The organism is Bradyrhizobium sp. 14AA, assembly GCF_054185205.1.
In genome coordinates this window covers 102,661-122,541 of the sequence record NZ_JAVAYM010000016.1, presented here as the reverse complement: position 1 = coordinate 122,541, position 19,881 = coordinate 102,661, and the positions used below count along the sequence as shown (strand labels likewise).

The 19,881-nt window shown below is 63.1% G+C and carries 18 protein-coding genes; 6 read left to right on the top strand and 12 right to left on the bottom strand.

The features are described 5' to 3' along the window. The first annotated feature begins 19 nt into the window (after positions 1-19). Both RAD15_RS26540 and RAD15_RS26535 read left to right on the top strand, forming a co-directional pair. Positions 20-607 (top strand): GNAT family N-acetyltransferase, encoded by a 588-nt coding sequence (locus tag RAD15_RS26540; RefSeq protein WP_018316343.1) that lies wholly within the window; start codon positions 20-22, stop codon positions 605-607. Positions 608-728: 121 nt separating this feature from the next. Next, complete coding sequence (locus RAD15_RS26535; RefSeq protein WP_458181149.1) at positions 729-1,382, top strand: hypothetical protein; 654 nt, start codon at positions 729-731, stop codon at positions 1,380-1,382. A 202-nt stretch (positions 1,383-1,584) separates the two neighbouring features. On the opposite strand, the gene RAD15_RS26530 is transcribed toward RAD15_RS26535, so the two are convergent. From RAD15_RS26530 to RAD15_RS26510, 5 genes are all read right to left on the bottom strand, one after another. Continuing rightward, complete coding sequence (locus RAD15_RS26530; RefSeq protein WP_458181148.1) at positions 1,585-2,070, bottom strand: F0F1 ATP synthase subunit B family protein; 486 nt, start codon at positions 2,068-2,070, stop codon at positions 1,585-1,587. Positions 2,071-2,075: 5 nt separating this feature from the next. Further along, positions 2,076-2,642, bottom strand: a complete 567-nt coding sequence (locus tag RAD15_RS26525; protein ID WP_458181147.1) for a F0F1 ATP synthase subunit B — start codon at positions 2,640-2,642, stop codon at positions 2,076-2,078. Between the two features lie 65 nt (positions 2,643-2,707). Continuing rightward, the gene (locus RAD15_RS26520) at positions 2,708-2,938 is read right to left on the bottom strand and encodes a F0F1 ATP synthase subunit C (protein WP_007599451.1); all 231 of its coding nucleotides are present in this window, start codon (positions 2,936-2,938) and stop codon (positions 2,708-2,710) included. Positions 2,939-2,991: 53 nt separating this feature from the next. Continuing rightward, positions 2,992-3,741, bottom strand: coding sequence for a F0F1 ATP synthase subunit A (locus RAD15_RS26515; RefSeq protein WP_458181235.1), 750 nt, complete (start codon positions 3,739-3,741; stop codon positions 2,992-2,994). 110 nt (positions 3,742-3,851) lie between these two features. Then, a complete protein-coding gene (locus RAD15_RS26510; protein ID WP_211395574.1) occupies positions 3,852-4,226 on the bottom strand; it encodes an AtpZ/AtpI family protein in 375 nt (124 codons plus the stop codon). 75 nt (positions 4,227-4,301) lie between these two features. Here RAD15_RS26510 and RAD15_RS26505 point away from each other — a divergent pair, with 75 nt between their 5' ends. The 3 genes from RAD15_RS26505 to RAD15_RS26495 all read left to right on the top strand — a co-directional run bounded on the left by RAD15_RS26505 (position 4,302) and on the right by RAD15_RS26495 (position 5,740). Beyond that, on the top strand, positions 4,302-4,544 hold the full coding sequence (locus tag RAD15_RS26505; RefSeq protein ID WP_458181146.1) for a hypothetical protein: 243 nt from the start codon (positions 4,302-4,304) through the stop codon (positions 4,542-4,544). Positions 4,545-4,585: 41 nt separating this feature from the next. Then, entirely contained in the window at positions 4,586-5,107 is a 522-nt protein-coding gene (locus RAD15_RS26500; protein WP_458181145.1) for a hypothetical protein, read from the top strand. Between the two features lie 159 nt (positions 5,108-5,266). Continuing rightward, entirely contained in the window at positions 5,267-5,740 is a 474-nt protein-coding gene (locus RAD15_RS26495) for a secondary thiamine-phosphate synthase enzyme YjbQ (protein WP_458181144.1), read from the top strand. An 89-nt stretch (positions 5,741-5,829) separates the two neighbouring features. Here RAD15_RS26495 and RAD15_RS26490 read toward each other — a convergent pair whose 3' ends face one another. Then, positions 5,830-7,455, bottom strand: a complete 1,626-nt coding sequence (locus RAD15_RS26490) for an MFS transporter (protein ID WP_458181143.1) — start codon at positions 7,453-7,455, stop codon at positions 5,830-5,832. 342 nt (positions 7,456-7,797) lie between these two features. Here RAD15_RS26490 and RAD15_RS26485 point away from each other — a divergent pair, with 342 nt between their 5' ends. Then, on the top strand, positions 7,798-8,469 hold the full coding sequence (locus tag RAD15_RS26485; protein WP_018316334.1) for a response regulator: 672 nt from the start codon (positions 7,798-7,800) through the stop codon (positions 8,467-8,469). 380 nt (positions 8,470-8,849) lie between these two features. Here RAD15_RS26485 and RAD15_RS26480 read toward each other — a convergent pair whose 3' ends face one another. From RAD15_RS26480 to RAD15_RS26455, 6 genes are all read right to left on the bottom strand, one after another. Further along, positions 8,850-9,131, bottom strand: a complete 282-nt coding sequence (locus RAD15_RS26480; RefSeq protein ID WP_458181142.1) for a hypothetical protein — start codon at positions 9,129-9,131, stop codon at positions 8,850-8,852. Positions 9,132-9,420: 289 nt separating this feature from the next. Then, positions 9,421-10,875, bottom strand: coding sequence for an IS1182 family transposase (locus tag RAD15_RS26475; protein WP_458181141.1), 1,455 nt, complete (start codon positions 10,873-10,875; stop codon positions 9,421-9,423). 787 nt (positions 10,876-11,662) lie between these two features. After that, positions 11,663-12,652 carry an MBL fold metallo-hydrolase gene (locus RAD15_RS26470; protein WP_458181140.1) on the bottom strand — a complete coding sequence of 330 codons (990 nt, stop codon included), beginning with the start codon at positions 12,650-12,652 and terminating at the stop codon, positions 11,663-11,665. Positions 12,653-13,792: 1,140 nt separating this feature from the next. After that, positions 13,793-17,302: a PAS domain-containing hybrid sensor histidine kinase/response regulator gene (locus RAD15_RS26465; RefSeq protein WP_458181234.1), complete on the bottom strand. Its 3,510-nt coding sequence runs from the start codon at positions 17,300-17,302 to the stop codon at positions 13,793-13,795. A gap of 287 nt (positions 17,303-17,589) precedes the next feature. After that, positions 17,590-18,819 (bottom strand): 5-aminolevulinate synthase, encoded by a 1,230-nt coding sequence (gene hemA / locus RAD15_RS26460; protein WP_458181139.1) that lies wholly within the window; start codon positions 18,817-18,819, stop codon positions 17,590-17,592. Between the two features lie 197 nt (positions 18,820-19,016). Beyond that, positions 19,017-19,748 (bottom strand): GntR family transcriptional regulator, encoded by a 732-nt coding sequence (locus tag RAD15_RS26455; RefSeq protein ID WP_458181137.1) that lies wholly within the window; start codon positions 19,746-19,748, stop codon positions 19,017-19,019. Positions 19,749-19,881 lie beyond the last annotated feature (133 nt).

Here is a 19,881-nt window from a genome sequence, read left to right as displayed (position 1 = left end):
CGCCCGTGGAAGCATCACCATGGCCCTCTTTCGCCTGCCATCCAGTGGACCCGCCGCCCTCGCACCGCGCGGCAACGGGCTGTTGTTGCGCGCGCCGCAGATGTCGGATTTCCTGCAATGGGCTCATTTGCGCGAGACCAGCCGCGACTACCTCACGCCCTGGGAGCCGATCTGGCCATCGGACGATCTCACCCGGTCCGGGTTCCGCCGCCGCCTGCGCCGCTATTCCGAGGACATCGCCGCGGACCGCTCCTATCCCTTCCTGATCTTCCGTGAGCTCGACGGCGCCATGGTCGGCGGCATCACGCTCGCCAACGTCCGGCGCGGCATCGTGCAGGCCGGCACCATTGGCTATTGGGTCGGGCAACCCCATGCCCATCGCGGCTACATGACGGCTGCGCTGCGGGTGCTGCTGCCGACCCTGTTCGGCGAACTCAATCTGCACCGGGTGGAGGCCGCCTGCATCCCCACCAATGCACCCTCGATCCGGGTGCTGGAGAAGTGCGGCTTCTCCCGCGAGGGCCTGGCGCGCCGCTATCTCTGCATCAACGGGGTCTGGCAGGACCACCTGCTGTTCGGCCTCCTGCACGAGGATTTCCGCGGCTGAGCGGCCGTCTGGTGCGGCCAAAGTCTCTATAGAGCTGCCTTGGGTTCGCCGATTTTGACGATATAACGCGCATGCCCCGGCTGGCGATCGGTCGGACAATTGTCATGGAGTAGAGGCGTTGATGGTGCAGGAGCTTCGGTCATCGCGGAATGCGGTGCGACGGGGAACGGCGGTCGCGCTGGCGTTGTCGGTTGCGCTCGCCTCCGTCTCGCCGGTGGCGGCCCAGTCGCTAACCGACCGCTTCAAGAACCTGTTCGGCGGCAAGTCCGACGAGCCGGCCCAGCCCAAGCCTCCGCCTGCGCCCGGCCAGCCGGCCGAAGACGACCTCGATTGCCCGCAGGTCACCGTGCGCGCCGGCGCCTCGACCTTCGCGGTTGGCGCCACCGGCAAGCCGGCCGTCGGTAATGAGATCCGCTACCAGGCCACGATCACCAAGATGGCACGAGAATGTTCCCGCAGCAGTGGCGGCATCACGGCCCGGATCGGCATCCAGGGCCGCGTCATTGCCGGTCCCGCCGGTGCGCCTGCCACCGTCGAGGTACCCCTGCGTGTCGCGGTGGTGCAGGGCGGCGTCGGCGAGAAGGTCATCTCCTCGAAGGCCTACCGGACCACGGTCGAGATGTCGGAAGGGGGCAGCATGCCCTTCACCTTCGTCGCCGAGGATCTGACCTATCCGGTGCCGTCGGCCGCGGTCGCTGATTCCTACATTTTCTATGTCGGCTTCGACCCGCAGGCGCTGTCGCCCGAGCCGAAGGCGCGGGGGAAGAAGAAGTAGGGAAAGGCTCGTGCCCCGGACGCTGCGCAGCGCTTCTTTAGCGGTGCGCTGCAGAGTCGGGGGCCCACGCTGCGGCACACCGGGTCCCGGCTCAGCGTCGCGTCATTTCATGCCGCGCCGCGTCCGGGACACGAGAGTCTTTCACCCATCAAAAAGCCGGCGCTTATCGCGCCGGCTTTTTGATGGGTGAAGGCGAAATCCCTCAGTTCAGCTTCTGCCGAACCTCGTTGATGCCCTTGGCAAGCAGGTCGTCGGCGACCTGGCCCTTGACCGACTGCGACAGGATCGTCGAGGCGGCCTGGACGGCGGCTTCCGCGGCTGCGGCGCGGACGTCTGCCACGGCCTGGGCCTCGGCGAGTGCGATCTTGCTCTCCGCGGTCTTGGTACGGCGGGCGACGAAGTCTTCCATCTTGGCCTTGGCCTCGGTCGCGATGCGCTCGGCTTCGGCCTTGGCGTTGGCGATGATGTCGGCAGCCTCGCGCTCGGCCGTGGCACTGCGCGCCTTGTAGTCGGCAAGCACCTTGGCCGCTTCCTGCTTGAGGCGCGTCGCGTCGTCGAGCTCGGCCTTGATGCGGGCGGCACGATGATCCAGCGCCGTCATCGCCGACTTGAAGACCCCGAGATAGCCGAACACCACCATCAGGATCACGAAGGCGATGGCGACCCAGGTTTCAGGATCGAAGAACATCTCGATTAACCTTTCAGGGACGCATCGACCGCGGCATTGACCGACGCAGCGTCGGGAACGACGCCGGTAAGCTGCTGCACGATCTGACCTGCCGCATCGGCCGCGATGCCGCGGACGTTGCTCATGGCGGTGGCGCGGGTCGAGGCGATGGTCTTTTCCGCCCCGGCGAGCTTGGCCGCCAACTGTTCTTCCAGCGTCTTGCGCTCGGCTTCCGCCTGCGCATTCGCCTTGTCGCGAGATTCGTTGCCGATCGCCTGCGCCCGCGTGCGCGCCGAAGCGAGCTCGGTTTCATAGGCCTTCAGCGCCGCGTCGGACTGGTCCTTCAGCTTCTGCGCTTCGGCGAGGTCACCCTCGATCTTGTTCTGACGCGCCTCGATCGCACCGCCGACCTTCGGCAGAGCGAGCTTGGACACGATCACGTAAAGCAGGACGAAGAAGATCGCGAGCGAAACCAGCTGTGAAGCGTAGTTGCTGCTCTCGAACGGCGGAAAACCGCCACCGTGGTGACCACCGTCAGCCTCGGTGTGAGCGCCCGCCGCCGGACCTTTTGCGCCGCCATGACTTTCAGCCACGGAGTTCTCCTGTTGCTGTCACACGCGCCGTCCCAGGGAATGGAACGGCGCGAAAAACGTCGTCCTCAGAGCGGAACGAACAGCAGCAGCAGCGCGATCAGCAGCGAGAAGATGCCGAGCGCTTCGGTCACGGCGAAGCCGAAGATCAGGTTGCCGAACTGGCCCTGAGCTGCCGACGGGTTGCGAACGGCTGCGGCGAGGTAGTTGCCGAAGATCACGCCCACGCCGACGCCCGCGCCGCCCATGCCGATGCATGCGATGCCCGCGCCGATAAGTTTTGCTGCTGCCGGATCCATTTTAGACTCCTTGGAAGAAAGATTGGGTTGTGGGTGGAAATTCCCCGGACCGCTCAGTGTCCCGGATGAATGGCGTCGTTGAGGTAGATGCAGGTCAGGATCGCAAACACATAGGCTTGCAGGAACGCGACCAGAATCTCGAGCGCGTACAGCGCGACCGTAAGTGCCAGTGGCAGCACGCCGCCGACCCAGCCGAGAGCGCCGAGCGAGAAGCCGAGCATGGCCACGAAGCCCGCGAACACTTTCAGCGCGATGTGGCCGGCCAGCATGTTGGCGAACAGACGGACGCTGTGGGAGACCGGCCGCAGGAAGAACGACAGGATCTCGATGAACATCACCAGCGGCAGGATGTAGCCGGGGACGCCGTGGGGCACGAAGATCGAGAAGAACTTCAGGCCGTTCTTGGCGACGCCGTAGATCAGAACGGTAAAGAAGACCAGAAGCGCAAGCGCTGCCGTCACGATCAGATGGCTCGAGATCGTGAAGGTGTAAGGGATGATGCCCACCAAGTTCGAGACGCAGATGAACATGAACAGCGAGAAGATCAGCGGGAAGAACTTCATGCCTTCCGAGCCGGCCGTCGAACGGATGGTCGAGGCCACGAACTCGTAGGAGATCTCGGCGACCGACTGAAGGCGCCCGGGAACCAGCTGCGTGCCGCTGGCAAGCATCAGGATCGAGATGATCGCCACCGCCACCAGCATGAAGAGCGACGAATTGGTGAAGGCGATCGTGTGATTGCCGATATGGCCCAGGGTGAAGAGAGGCTCGATGTTGAACTGGTGGATCGGGTCGATTTTCATCAGCGCGGCATCTCTTGTCTGCCGGGCGATGCCGGCGGGTCTCGGTCTGCCGGCCGGGCCGGCCCGTACCGGCGAGGCCGGTACGATCATTCCTCTCCTGGGCGGATCGCTTAAGAACCACCGCGCCTGTTTTGACCCGCGCCCGCCGTCCTCACCACGTTCACTACGCCGGCGACGAAGCCCAGCAGCAGGAACACGATAAACCCGAAGGGCGACGTCGACAGCAAGCGGTCGAACCCCCAGCCAATCCCCGCTCCGACAACGACACCGGCGACCAACTCGGAGGATAACCGGAAACCAAGCGCCATCGCCGAGGCTCTGGCCGCTCTGTCTTCACCGTCACCTGCGGGTTGCTCGGTCTTGATGTGGCGGCCGCGAAATTCGGACAACCGCTGATCAAGATTTCCGAGCCGTTCGGAAAGCGCAGCTTCCTCGGGCGATCTATCGCGATCTCCATTCTCGCCGTGTCCCGTGCCCTGTGTCATGCAACGAAGACCCGAAACGCCGCGGCTGAATGGAAATTACGCCCGCCACCCTCAAAAGCCGCGCGGACCATACTGATGGCCCATATTCAAGTCAAGCCAAGTCACGATTGCGTCGCTTTCTGTTATGTACCTGATTTATTTGACGATATTGACGCGCGCGGCAGCGCTGCACACAGCGTGACGCCGCACCGCAGCAGCTCTCTGCATGATCGGTGGACACAGCCGCCCTTTTGCCGCGCTGCCGGGATCAAAGAGACCCTCGCGTTCGTTGATTTCAGCTGCGCGTTTTTGGCGGCGGATTGCCTGGCCGGGGTGTAGAATTGCAGGGAAGCCGCAGCAGCGCCGTGGCGGAGAGCGCGATGAGACCAGTGACGTCATCCACAACATCATGGCTTGCAGCAGCAGCGTTCGCCGCGGCGATGGCCGTCGGTGGTGGCCTCGTCGCCGCACAATCCGCGCCCGATGGCGAAAACGGCCGCTACAGCATGACGCCGATCCCGGAGGGCGTGCTGCGGCTCGACACCCGCACCGGCACGGTGTCGACCTGCACCAAGAACGGCGCCGGCTGGGCCTGCTACGCGGTGCCCGATGAACGGACCGCGCTCGACGCCGAGATCGGCAGGCTGCAGGTCGAAGTCGAGAAGCTGAAGGGGCAGATCGCGGCCGGCCCGACCGTGTCGGGTAAGATCGACGAGGTGTTGCCGAAATCGGATCCGCTCAAGAAGGCGGAGCCGAAGGTCGGCGAGGGGGATCGCAAGATCGAAATCCCGCTGCCGAGCGACCAGGACGTCGATCGCGTGATGTCGTTCCTGGAGAAGGCGTGGCGTCGGCTCATCGACATGGCCAATCGCGTGCAGAAGGACGTGTCGGGGAGGATTTGAGGGCCCCTTCACGCCATCCATGCGTTGAGGAGCCGTAGGGTGGGCAAGGCGTTCTTACGCCGTGCCCACCACGTTTCTACAACGATGAAAGAAGACGTGGGCACGGCGCTCTGCGCCTTTGCCCGCCCTACGGCAGTGTTCGATCAATCGAGACCTTTGATGACATCAGGCAAATCCATCACGCGCTCGGCGCCATCGTCGGTGCAGGCCACCACCATCGCATCGTCGCTACTCAGCGTGCAGACCCCCGGCCGCGGCTTCACCGATCTCACCAGCGAAGCTGCGAAGTTCATCGCCGAGGCGCACGCGCGCGAGGGCGCGTTGACGCTGTTCGTGCGACACACCTCGGCGTCGCTGACGATCCAGGAGAACGCCGATCCTTCCGTACTGGTCGATCTCACCACAGCACTGTCACGGCTCGCGCCGGAAAACGCCGGCTGGACCCACGACTCCGAGGGGCCCGACGACATGCCGGGACACGTCAAGACCATGCTGACGCAGACCTCGCTCCAGGTCCCGGTCCTGAACGGCAGGCTCGCGCTCGGCACCTGGCAGGCGATCTATCTGATCGAGCACCGCAAGCGCCCGCATCGGCGCGAGGTGGTGCTGCAATTCGTCGGCAGCAATCAGTAGAGCGTTTTCGAAAACAGAAAGCTCCGGCCCAAAACAAAACCGGCCGCGGAAGACCGCGGCCGGTTCGTGTTCAGGATCGATGCTTTCGATCAGGTCGCCTTGATATCGACGTCCTTGGTCTCGGGCAGGAACAGGAAGCCGATCACGACGGTGATTGCCGCGAAGACGACCGGATACCAGAGACCCGCATAGATATCGCCCGTCGAGGCCACGATGGCGAAGGCGGTTGCGGGCAGCAGGCCGCCGAACCAGCCGTTGCCGATGTGGTAGGGCAGCGACATCGAGGTGTAACGGATGCGGGTCGGGAACAATTCGACCAGCATCGCGGCGATCGGGCCGTACACCATGGTGACGAAGATCACCAGGATGAACAGCAGCCCGATGGTCGCGGCCACCTGCGGACGGAAGATGTCGAGCGGATGCGCCATCTTCACGATACCGGCGTCGCCGGCCTTCGGATAGCCAGCCGCCTGCACGGCGGCAAGGACGGCCGGGTTGCTGTCCTTGGCATTGGCGTAGGGAACTTCCTTGCCGTTGACCGTCACCTTCACGCCGGAGCCGGCCGCACCCGGGGTCGTCGAGTACTTGACCGACGACTGCGACAGGAAGGCGCGTGCGGTGTCGCAAGGCGCGGTGAAGACGCGGGTGCCGACCGGGTTGAACAGGTCGCCGCAGCTTGCGGGATCCGCCACCACCTCGACCTTGGTCTGCTCGATGGCCTTCTCCAGCGCCGGATTGGCGTTGGTGGTGATCATCTTGAAGATCGGGAAGAAGGTCAGGGCCGCGATCAGGCAGCCGCCGAGGATGATCGGCTTGCGGCCGATACGATCGGACAGAACGCCGAACACGATGAAGAAGCCGGTGCCGAGCAGCAGCGACCAGGCGATCAGGAGGTTGGCGGTGTAGCCGTCGACCTTCAGGATCGATTGCAGGAAGAACAGCGCATAGAACTGGCCGGTGTACCAGACCACGCCCTGGCCCATCACGCCGCCGAGCAGCGCCAGCAGCACGAGCTTGCCGTTCTGCCAGTTGCCGAAGGCTTCGGTCAGCGGCGCCTTCGAGCTCTTGCCCTCGTCCTTCATCTTCTGGAAGATCGGGGATTCGTTGAGGCGAAGCCGGATCCAGACCGAGATACCGAGCAGCAGCACCGAGACCAGGAACGGAATGCGCCAGCCCCACGCCGCGAAGTCGGCCTCGCCGATCGCGGACCGGGTGAACAGGATCACCAGCAGCGACAGGAACAGGCCGAGCGTCGCCGTGGTCTGGATGAAGGAGGTGTAGTAGCCGCGCTTGCCGTTCGGGGCATGCTCAGCGACATAGGTCGCCGCACCGCCATATTCACCACCGAGCGCCAGGCCCTGGGCGAGGCGCAGCGCGATCAGGATGATCGGAGCCGCGATGCCAATGGTGGCCGCGTTGGGCAGCAGGCCGACGATGAAGGTCGACAGACCCATGATCAGGATGGTGACGAGGAAGGTGTATTTGCGGCCGACGATGTCGCCGATGCGGCCGAACACGATCGCGCCGAACGGACGGACCAGGAAGCCCGCGGCGAAGGCCAGCAGCGCGAAGATGTCGCGGGTTGCCGGCGGGTAGGCCGAGAAGAACTGGGCGCCGATGATGCTGGCGAGCGAACCGTAGAGGTAAAAGTCGTACCACTCGAAGACGGTACCGAGCGAGGAGGCGAGAATGACGAAACGTTCGTCCTTCGTCATCCCTCCCGCGCCTGCTTGAGACACAGCCATTGTCGACATATTGAGTCGCTCCCCGAAATGCGTTTTCTCGCGCCCCGGGTGTCCGGATGTGCCGGATCGACCCAGGTCTTGCCCGCAAGGTAACATCGGCGTGAAACCCGCCCCAATACGACTTTCGGCCTTGCGCACTGACGCGCACCTGACTGCCCGGTATCGGGCGCCGGTGCGCGCCGTGAAGGCTTGCGGATTAACCCCTTTGCAGCAAAGGGATAATGTGCACTTGCATGCCACGGCCGGGCAGGGAAGAATTGACCTGCCGCGGCAACGACTCGCCGGGCGGTCGCGAACGACAGCAAGAGAACGATGAACGCTCCCTCGACCCATCTCGTCATTGCCGATGATCATCCCCTGTTCCGCGATGCGCTGCGGCAGGCGGTGGCGGGTGTCCTGACCTCGGCCAGGATCGACGAGGCCGGATCGTTCGAGGATCTGACCAAGCTCCTGGAACAGACCTCGGATGTCGATCTGATCCTGCTCGACCTCTCGATGCCGGGGATCTCCGGCTTTTCCGGCCTGATCTATCTGCGCGCGCAATATCCGGCGATCCCGGTGGTGATCGTCTCGGCGTCCGACGACAGCGCCACGATTCGCCGTTCGCTGGATTTCGGCGCTTCCGGTTTCATCCCGAAGCGTTTCGGCGTCGAAACGCTGCGCGATGCCATCCTCAAGGTGATGGAAGGCGACGTCTGGGTTCCCGCCGACACCGATTTGTCGGCCGCCGCCGACCCCGACATGACGCGCCTGCGCGACCGACTGGTGACGCTGACGCCGCAGCAGGTCCGGGTCCTGATGATGCTGTCGGAGGGGCTGCTCAACAAGCAGATCGCCTATGAGCTCGGCGTCTCCGAAGCCACCATCAAGGCGCATGTCTCGGCGATCCTGCAAAAGCTCGGCGTCGAGAGCCGTACCCAGGCGGTGATCGCGGCCGCCAAGATCGCCGGCGGCCAGTGGAAGCAGGGCACCCCGACGGGGTGAGTTTCACGGTACTGCCAAATCCGCCTTCCTGAGATGCTCGCCTCTTCGTGAATCAGCAATCCGACTGGCAGACGCTCGAGCTGTGTGGAAGCGGTCAAGTGACCATTTGATGTGCGCTTATGGCGCCAAGGTCACCTCGGCCCTCTTTCGGCGCAGGAGCAGACCGAGGCCGAAATCGATCCGACTTCCGATTGTGACCCGAAGCCGTCAGACATGGTTGCCAATGTTCTAAGCGAAGGCGCCAGTTGTTGGCTCACGGAGGAAGGTCGCGTTGATGCAAATCGAGTAGGTTCCTGTTCGTGCGCCTCAGACCCGGAAACCTCGTAATACACAGGAGCGGCGGCCCGATCATGATGATCGAGCGCGTCTGGCCCGAACATTTATGGCTTCCCGACCGCAGCAACTATCCGTGCGATTGCATATGGGTCGAGGATCGCGTCAAAAAATCCACCACGTTCTTCGCTTGCTGTTTGCAAGCGGTCTTTGCCGATGGCTCTCCGCGAAACTATGACGAGGAGCCTCATGACTGACGGCGAAATCTGATGCGGCGCGCCACAATGGGCGTAGGCTTGGCCCTCGCCATGCTTGTAGGTCTCTATTTCTACGGATCGCCCCAATCCAGAGCCCTCAAGAACGAGTGCATCGAAACCGGCATGGATCATTCGGATGCTCCATCGGACGATGATTTGCACCGCTCGTGGATGACTTGCCGCAAGATGGGCTTTGGCCCTGCGTTGTGAAACGAGGCAGGAGACTCAGGTCCGCTTTTGGCCCTTAGCCGAAGGTCAATTGAGCGCGTGTTCATGTCGGCTGTCGGGGGCAAACCGGACGCCGATCCAACTTGGCGTCCACCGCTGCTTTTGACCCAGGCTGTGTGAAAACACGGCTCTGCATCACCTCCATGCAGCGTAGGGCGACCATCGGCGTCGCCCTTGAGTCTGCTGCCGCGCCTCACGCTCGCATGGCTGCCAGCAATGGCTCGACGCCAAGGATATTCAGTACACGCGTGAGATTGTAGCTGAGTACGTTCAGCGCCATTTCGGTCGCGACATTGGGCAACCGCTTCATCAGAAAGTGCGCCGCCCCCATCCGCATCTTCAGTGTGGCAAACGGATCCTCGACGGTTTCGCGGCGGACACGCATGGCTTGCGGGTTCCGATCGAGCCGCGTCTGCGCGGCTTCGACGACGTGTTCGTGTTCCCAGCGTCTGATGCGGCGCTCGTTGGATGTTGTGCACTGATCTTTGAACGGGCATGTGCGACACGCCTTCGTCAAGTAGATCCGCATTTTCTGGCCATCTTCGTCAGCGGTGAAGTGGTGCGCCAGCTTCTCGCCCGCCGGGCAGCGATAGACATCGTCCTTGGCCAAATAGACAAAATCAGGTTTCCCAAAGCGGCCTGCCGATTTGGCACCCGAGGTTTGCGGCTTGGGCAGTGTGACCGCAACGCCGGCCTGTTCGCAGGCCAGGATTTCCTCACCTTTAAAGTAACCCCGATCCGCAACGACGTCCAAAGTATCGCTGCGCAGCGCGGCTTTCGCCGCCTGCGCCATCGTCGCCAGTTGCGTTCTATCGGAACCGATGTTGGTAACGTCATGGGCGACAATCAGATGGTTCGTGGTTTCGACCGCACATTGTACGTTGTAGGCGACCATGCCGGAGCCTCGCCCGCTCGTTGCCATCGAGCGGCAATCAGGATCGGTCAGCGATATCTGCTTGTCGGGTGAGGCGAGCAATGTCTCTTCAATCGCAGCCAGCCGCTTCACTTCTTCTTCAAGCTTCACCAGCTTTTCCCTGAGCCGCGTCTTGGTCAGAAGCACCGTTTCCGAAGGCGCTTCGCCTGCGGCAGTCTGGCGGTCGACGGTATCGAGCTGGCTCATGTAGCGTGCCACGCTCTCTTCGATCTGCTTCTGGCGGCGCTGGATCTTGCCTTGCGTGAAGTTGTTGTCGCGACTGTTGACGGCTTTGAACTTGCTGCCGTCAATGGCAACGCTGGTACTCGCCAACAGGCCGATCTTGCGGCACAACTCGACGAATTGCGCGCAGACCTTCTTGATCGCGGGACCGTTGTCCTTGCGGAAATCGGCGATGGTTTTGTGATCCGGCGCGAGCCGTCCGGTCAGCCACATCACCTCAAGATTACGACCTGCCTCCCGCTCCAGCCGCCGGCTCGATTGGACCCGGTTGAGATAGCCGTAAATGTAGAGCTTGAGCATCGGGGAAGGATGGTACGATGGCCGACCAGTCACTGCAGGATCAACGCCATCGAACCCGAGATCGCGGAGTTCCAACGCATCGACGAACACATCGACCGCACGAACAGGATTGTTCTCGCCGACCCAATCATCGAGGCATTCTGGCAGCAACGTCGTCTGGTGGCGATCGCCCCCTTGAACGAAACCCCGCATCACTTTCCCCAGCCGATTCAGCAGGAGAATCGTAGCATCGACGGCGTTTTCACACAGCCTGGACCCAAAGCAGCCATCACGCGAATTTTGGACAACGCCGCTGTTCCCCAGAATGACCGAAACATCCCGGAGGGTTAACCCTCGGGTTGTCGAACCCATGTATACGCGGCTACGAACGGAGCACCCGCATAAAGCGCCCCCTCCCAAGAGGTCAGAGCCTGCCGGGACGTCAAAAGCAAAGCGCCGTGCGCCAACGAGACGGAATATCTAAGCTCTGTGTGCCGCCATTCGTGCCTAGACGACATGTCCGACACTGTGATGATTTCTGAACCTTCGAGAGTGAAGCGCCCAGAATGGACCGCACAGCCTAGAGCCGCTTGTTCGGCCCCGATAATCGCCAGCATCATCCGTTGGTCACTTGTGAAGACGAGCGATCCGGTCGCGCTTGTGCCGAAGGGCCACCGCGTAGGGACTTCGGGAAATTCGTGCCAAGCTCTGACGAGTTTCCACCAGCCCATTAATTCATTTAGCGAGATCATCATCGATACCGGCTCGATTGCCTTGGGAAGATGCGCCGAAGTTCGCGGCACGAACCTCCGATGTCAACTTCCGCTTGTGGCCGATCTGCGAACTTGCGCCGTGTTCGACGGAGGTCCGCTCATCAAGCCAGAGCGGACCTGATTTGCTCAACCTGAGTTCTTCGCAGTTAGACCCGAAGCGATCATGGCGGTGCTCCTATTCATGAGGGACATCCGCCCCGACCGCGCCCTCCTTGGTGGCGCGAGAGTCAGTCTTCGCGACTGGCCAGCCTGCGATAAACCGCGAGATCGTCAAAGGTGGGTGCTTCGCCGCGCCGGACCTTGGAATCGATGTCGGGCCCGAGGACCAGCGAGGTGCCGAGCCCGGCGTAGATGTATCGCATGCCGAATGCCTTCTTGAGTGCAGCAAAGGTCGGTTCGCCCGTGCAGTGCCCGGGGGCAATGTTCTCGATCTTGAATTTGTCCTTGAGCGCGGTCACGATCTTCTCAATGGCATCGTCCGCGGCAACAACAAGGTGGAAGCCCCCGGCTATGAGATGAATTCTGGGGTTGATCGCAGTTGCGGCCTCTACGATGCGTTCGATTCCCGGATGCGAACAGCCGACGACAAGAACAAGGCCATCAGGAGTATTCACTGCGAGGGAGAGTTCCTTGAGTTCCTTTGTGCCGGGAAGATCGGAAACCAGAGCGATCAACGTGATGCCCGGTGCGATCTCCGTCGTCTGATCGATCAGTTCGAAGTTGGCATTGGGCCATGCGGCGCCGAACTCCATGATGTTCGGCGGTTTGCCGCCATAATATCGCATCTCTTCAGGTAGGGAATCATCCTTGCGATAGAACGTCGATGGAAGCGACGAGCCGTAGATGCCGAATCCTTCCTTGGGTGCGTAGATTTTGACCTTCGGGTTCACGCTCAGCACATAGCTCAATCCAGCCATGTGATCGGAATGCCGATGGGAGAGAACCACAAAGTCAAGGGTTGTAAGATCGACCCCTTTTGCCCTGACATTCTTCCCAAAGATCTCCGCGTTGTCTCCGGTATCAAACAGAATGCGCTTTCCTGCGACCTCCACCAGCGCGGAGAAGCCCCAGTCCTTTGTCATTTCGGGATCGGCGCCAAAGGCGTCATAGAGGATCGTAATCTTGCCGCTCGGCTCGGCTGCAATGCTCGCGCAAGAGCTCGCCGCTATAGCGCAGGTGATGGCGGCGGCGATGAAACTCCATCTTCCGAATGTCATGATGTGTCTCCTGTTCGGTTGGACTTCCGCTGAAGACTGAGTTGGCGCAGTCCGAGTTCGACCGGCAAGGTGCTGTGACGCCGGTCGCAAGTTGCGGACTGTCGCTCATTTTCGGATGCTGTCGAGCGATTGGCAACGAGCCATTTTTGACCTTGCGCTTGAATCTTCGGGCGCCTCGATAGACATTCGCCGGATTGTTTCTCGCAATCGAGTTCGGGCAGGCCGGCTGGTCCGCTACTGGCCCAACCCGGGAGTCCGACGATGCCCGCTTTCCGATGCTGTCGTGAGATGAGTGGACGCGAGACGCGGACGCTTTGAGCGTCGATTCGAGGGGCGCGCCTTGGTTGCCTACAATCCTTAGGATTGGTTGCCGGGCAAAACAGCAACGGCTGGGTCAATCAGTTCGCGTCAAAATATTCCGCTTTACAGAAATTCGGAAATGACGTATGTGTCGCTCATCCTGGCTCATCCTTGAGGGGCGATCATGTCGTCGTCTTGTTCGTGAGCCGGAGTGCGGTGGACGCGGCAGCGTCGGCACGAATGGTCGCGGGCAGGGCGGGTAGTCCCTGTGAGCTCGCAGGCCGCGTGCGGACGAACGGCGCTGCAAGGTTCGTCTCGTCTGTAAGTTTCCGGCTTCGTCGACGGGGTCGGGAATACTGCGGCGAAATGGCGGGCCGTGCGTACGGCAAAACCGTGTGGTCCTGGCCGTCGTTGCTACGGTCAAGCCTTTCGCGGAGATGCGCGCGAGCCCAACCGGGCAGACGGCATCGTCAATCCGCGGGGTGAGGGAGGCCAGAAGGAAAGTTCGGCTCCCGGGAGAGCGCGGCATAAGCCGTCCGACCATCGCGCAGGGAAGGCCGAGTGATTGGCTACACCTGTATGCTGCTGTGCGGTTCTTTTGCGCTACCTTTTCGCGCAGCGGACCGCGGGTGCCAGTCGGCACCCGGCCTTCCCTGCGCCCTCTTGGCAAAGAGGGTGAAGAGATCAAGCAAAGCTCGGGCGGAAAACGCCGCGGGAGCGAGAATCTGTGTCTGCTGTGCGAGAAGCGAATTGAAAGGCGTTGGCTTTGCACCTTGCTCCGCCATTGGCGGGCGGCAAGTCAGGCCGGGACGGGCGCCACGGGATATCGGCCCGGCGCCATTACTCTGCCGCCACCATCTGCTGTGTCCGCCATTGCCCGAGCAGGGCGCGGAGCGAGGCCGGCTTGACCGGCTTGTTGAGCACCGCGACCTTTTCATCTCGCGCGGCCACCTGCACGGCGGGGCTGCGGTCGGCGGTGATCAGGATTGCGGGGATGCCGTCGCCGAAGCGGCGGCGGATCTCGCGGATCGCGGCGATGCCGTTGCCGCGGTCGAGATGATAGTCGACGAGAAGGCCGGTGACGCGTCTGCCGGCGGTTTCGATCGCGGCGATCGCGCCCTCGGGATCGGCGACCGCGATGACCTCGGCGTTCCAGGCCTTCAGCAGTGTGCGCATGCCGTCGAGGATCGCTGCGTCGTTCTCGATGCACACGATGAGAGCGCCCGAGATCGGCGTGCGCGCCAGCGGCGTCGCGCTGGTCACGGCAGCGGTGTGGGTGATCGCTTTCGCCGTCGGCACCGTCACCGAGAACACCGAGCCGCCGCTGACATTGGCGTCGATGGCGATGCCGTGATTGAGCACGCGCGCCAGGCGTTCGACGATCGAGAGGCCGAGGCCGAGGCCGCGCGCGATCCGCGCGCCCTGCTCCAGGCGATGGAATTCCTTGAAGATCTCGCCGCGCTTGACCGGCGGAATGCCGACGCCGGTGTCGTAGACGCAGATCCTGAGCGAGGCGCCGCGGCGGCGGCAGCCGACCAGCACGCGGCCGCGTGGAGTGTATTTGATCGCGTTCGAAATCAGGTTCTGGAGCAGCCGCCGCAGCAGCAAGCGGTCCGACTCGACCGGCAGCGAGCAGGGCACGAAGGCGAGCTCCAGGCCCTTGGCACGCGCGATCGGCGCGAACTCGATTTCCAGAGAGCGCATCAGATCGGCCATCTTGAAGCTCGAGATCGAGGTCGTCATCGCGCCGGCGTCGAGCCGGGAGATGTCGAGCAGCGCGCCGAGGATCTCCTCGATGGCTTGCAGGGACTCGTCGATGTTCTCGACCAGCCGCGTCTCCTCGCCGCTGTGCTGGCGCTCGACCAGGCTCGTGACATAGAGCCGCGCCGCGTTGAGCGGCTGGAGAATGTCGTGGCTGGCCGCTGCGAGGAAGCGCGTCTTGGAGATGCTGGCGTCTTCGGCCGTGCTCTTGGCGAGCGCGAGTTCCGAATTCAGCCGCGTCAGTTCCTCGGTGCGGTCGCGCACGCGCTTTTCCAGCGTCGCGTTGGCGCGCTCCAGCGCTTCCGCCGCCTCGAAGGTCGGTGTGACGTCGGTGAAGGTGATGACGAAGCCGCCGCCGGGCATGCGGTTGGTGAGCACCTCGATCACCATATGGCGTTCCGGCAGGCGCTCGAGATAGGGCTCGCTGTCGGTGGTATAGGCGACAAGTCGCTGTTCGATCATCGCCTCGCGGCCGGCCTGATCGGCCGGATCGCTCACCCCCATGAATTCCAGGATTTCGCGCAAGGGCGTGCCGAACTGGATGAAATGCGGGGGGACGTTGAGGAGTTCGCCGAACTGCCGGTTGGAGCAGATCAGCTGCAGATCGGCGTCGAACACGGCGATGCCCTGGCGCACATGGTTGAGCGCGGTCTGGAGGATCTCGCGGTTGAAATGCAGCGCCGCATGGGAATCGTCGAGCAGCTTTAGCGCGGCCTTTGCCGACACCGTTCGCTTGCGCAGCAGCAGCGACATCACGAGTCGCGAGGAGGCCGCGCCGATCGAGGAGGCGATCAGGTGCTCGGCGTGCTGCAACAGCTCGAAATCGGCGGGTGCCCCGGGCTCAAGCCGCACATTGCGGCGGGCGGAGAAAGCCTCGAACGAATGCCGCGCGCGGTCGGGCCCGAGATATTGCGCCACCGTGGTCTGGATGTCCTGCACCGTGACGGTGGTGCGCCAGCGGCGGAAGCTCGGAGAGATCGGCGCGAGCGTGTTGGGCACGAACAGATCGGCCTGCACCAGCTCGATGGAAGATGGCCGGCGCGCCAGCGACAGCAGCACATAGGTGAGGATGTTGAGCGACAGCGACCAGACGACGCCGTGCATCAGCGGCGGCAGGTCGGCGCCGAACAGCGCCTGCGGCCGCAGTGCCTCGATCCCGAACGGTCCGTGCTGGAGCAGTAGAATGCCTGCGGTCGAAGAGTCCATGAAGCTCGGGATGAACAGTGTGTAGAGCCACACCGCGAAGCCGACCAGCATGCCACCGATCGCGCCGCGTGCGGTCGCCCGCCGCCACAAGAGGCCGCCGAAGAAGCTGGGCGCAAGCTGGGCGATCGCGGCAAAGGAGAGCAGGCCGATCGCCGCGAGCTGGGTGTTGCCGAGCGCGCGGTAGTAGAAATAGGCCATCACCATGATGGCGAAGATCGCGAGCCGCCGCGAGCGCAGCAGGAAGTCGCTGAAATCGGCGCCCCCGGTGCGTCCTTCCGGCCGCCGTTGCAGCACCAGCGGCACCACGAGGTCGTTCGAAACCATGATGGAGAGCGCGACGCATTCGACGATCACCATGGCCGTTGCCGCCGACAGGCCGCCGACGAAGACGGCGACGCTGAGCAGATCCGCGCCGCCCTCCATCGGCAGCGCCAGCACGTACATATCAGGGTCGGCGGCGCCGAACGGGAAGCTGACGAGGCCGGCAAGCGCGATCGGAATCACGAACAGATTGATGGCGACGAGATAGAGCGGAAACAGCCAGCGCGCGCGGCCGACCTCGGCATCCGAGGAATTCTCCACCACGCTGACGTGGAACTGGCGCGGCAGCAGCATGATCGCGCACAGCGACAGCAGCGTCATGGTGAGGAAGTTGCCGATCGACGGCGAATAGTTGATGGTGCGCACCGCCTCCGGCGTCTTCATCGCGCGCTCGATCAATTCATGCGGCGAGAACATCCAGAAGGTGACGAAGATGCCGGCCGCGAGGAAGGCGACCAGCTTGATGATGGATTCGGTCGCGACCGCCAGCATCAGGCCGTGCTGATGCTCGGTCGCGTCGGTCTGCCGCGTGCCGAACAGCACCGCGAAGGCCGCCATCGCCAGCGTCACCATCAGCGCCATGTCGCCGAGGATCGGGATATGGGAGAACGCCTGGTCCTCGCTCAGAATGACCTCGAGCGAGGAGGCGACCGCCTTGAGCTGGAGCGCGATGTAGGGCACCGAGCCGATGATCGCGATCAGCGCCACGGTTGCCGCCACCGCCTGGCTCTTGCCATAGCGCGCGCCGATGAAGTCGGCGGTCGAGGTGATGTTGTGGGCCTTAGCGAGCTGGATCACGCGGCGCAGCACACCGGCGCCGAGCCCGATCATCAGGATCGGGCCGACATAGATCGCGAGGAAGTCGGTCGAGGTGCGGGTGGCGAAGCCGACCGAGCCGAAGAAGGTCCAGGACGTGCAGTAGATCGCGAGCGACAGCGGATAGATCAGCCCGGAGGCACGACCGCGCCCGGCCCGCGAGCGGCGGTCGCCATGGCTCGCCACCAGGAACAGGAAGCCGATATAGCCGAAGGCGGCGATGATCACGCCCCAGTCGTGCAGCATGGCGAGCGTGCTTCTCCCAGGGCGCGCGACGGCGCCCGCTCTCATTTTCTCTGCAAATCTAGCGCGTTGGGCGGTCGCAAGCGACAGCGAAATGCCGTGCTGGGGTGGGAACTGGGGTTGTCGTTAAGGTGCCAACCCCAACGTCGCCCTGGCCTAGTGCGCAATTGCGCACGGAGGCCAGGACCGATAGCCACAGGACGTGGTTATGGGCACGCTAGAGGCCACAGCGAGCTGCAACAATTCGCAATCGGGGTAACGGGTCCTGGCTTTCGCCAGGACGACGGCGATTACTCGGCCGCCAGCGACTTCTGCCGCAACGGTAGGCCCAGGCGGTCCCACACTTGCAGCAGGGCTTCGGCGAGCTGATCGATCAGGCCGTCGTCATGATAGGGCGACGGCGTGATGCGCAGGCGCTCGGTGCCCTTGGCAACCGTCGGATAGTTGATCGGCTGGATGTAGATGCCGTGCTCTTCGAGCAGCAGATCCGAGGCCTGCTTGCACTTCTCGGCATCGCCGATGAACAGCGGCACGATATGGGTGTCGCTCGACATCACCGGGAGACCGGCGGCATTGAGGATCGCCTTGACGCGGGCGGCGCGGTCCTGATGGCGCTCGCGCTCCCAGTTCGAGGTCTTCAAATGCTTGATCGCGGCGGTCGCGGCCGAGCAGATCGCCGGCGGCAGCGCGGTGGTGAAGATGAAGCCCGGCGCGTAGGAGCGCACGGCGTCGATGATCTGGCCGTTGGCGGCGATGTAGCCGCCGAGGCAGCCGAATGCTTTCGCCAGCGTGCCTTCGAGGATGTCGATGCGGTGCATGACGCCGTCACGCTCGGCAATGCCGCCGCCGCGCGGGCCGTACATGCCGACGGCGTGGACTTCGTCGACATAGGTCATCGCGCCGTACTTCTCGGCGAGATCGCAGATCTTGGCGAGCGGCGCGACGTCGCCGTCCATGGAATAGAGGCTCTCGCAGGCGATCAGCTTCGGCCGGTTCGGGCCCGCGGCCTTCAACAGCGCCTCGAGGTCGGCGAGGTCATTGTGCCGGAACACAACCCGCTCGCAGCCGGACTGGCGGATGCCCTCGATCATCGAATTGTGGTTGAGCTCGTCCGACAGGATCAGGCAGTTCGGAATCAGCTTTGCGATGGTCGCGATGCCGGTCTGGTTCGAGACATAGCCCGAGGTGAACAGCAGCGCGGCTTCCTTGCCATGGAGGTCGGCAAGCTCTGCCTCGAGCTGCACCAGCGGATGATGCGTGCCGGCGATGTTGCGGGTGCCGCCTGCGCCGGTGCCGGCACGGGTCGCGGTCTCGACCATGGCGCCGACCACTTTCGGGTGCTGGCCCATGCCGAGATAGTCGTTGGAGCACCAGATCACGACGTCGCGCTTGCCCTTGGGCGAGTGCCAGAGCGCATGCGGGAACCGGCCGGCGATGCGTTCGAGGTCCGCGAACACGCGGTAGCGCCGCTCGGTGTGGAGACGATCGAGGGCGGAATTGAAGAACTGGGCGTAATCCATCGGCAAAACCTGCAACGGAACCTGACCAAGGGGCGCATCTTCTTAGAGCTTTTCCAGCTCCAATGTCTATGCGCTATGCCACATTTGGCCGTGAGGGGCATTTGGGCAAAATGCCCTATCGCGCGTGCTGCAATTTGATCCCGATCAAGTTCGCGCGAGATATAATGCTGCTCTGCACCATGGGCTGATATGCGGGTCTAGCCGGCGCGCGCCTTCTTGCGTGGCTCGGCGCGCGCCTGCTTGACGACGGCCGGTTTCAACCAATCCGAATTGCGCAAGGCGTGCGCGACGCAATCATGGATGTGGGTGTGCAGCACCTTGTTCGCACCTTTGGCATCGCGCTTCAGTGCGAGCTCCTTCAACTCGCGATGTTCGGACGCCGCCATCTCGCCGCGGAACACCACCGCGATCATCTGGTAGCGCAGATAGCGATCATAGACCGCGGCATGCGCATCGAGCAGCACCTTCGAGCCGCAGGCCGCGACGAGCGCGCGGTGAAACTGGAAATCGCACTGTTTCCAGCTTTCGGCGTCGGACCTTTCGCCTGACAGCAGCATCCGCTCCATCGCCGCGAGCTTGTGATGCGCCGAGACGATGTGCGCTTCCCAATCGAGATCGCCGGCTGAGAACGACTTCTCGATCATGTGGCCTTCGAGCAGCTCGCGCAGCTCGGCGATCTCCTGGAATTCGGTCGCCGAAATGGGTGCGACCTCGAAGCCGCGCTGGCCTTCGGCGACGACGAAGCCCTCCGAGCACAGCCGGTTCAGCGTCTCGCGCAGCGTCGAGATGCTGGTGCCGTAGGCGCTGCTCATCCGCTCAAGCTTCAGCTTCTGCCCCGGCGTCAGCTTGCCGAAAATCAGGTCGGTGCGGATGCGGCGGTAGGCGCTGTCGCCCACCGTCTCGGCGGTCGTGTCGGGAAGGGTGTCCATGCCTCATCCTGGCGTCTCGGACGTGCCTTTTGACAAATTTAGCAACTTTATCAAGCGTTTCTTATAATATCATATAATATATAAAATATCGGTTGATTTATAATTCATCATATAAAATTTCCCGCCCCTAAGA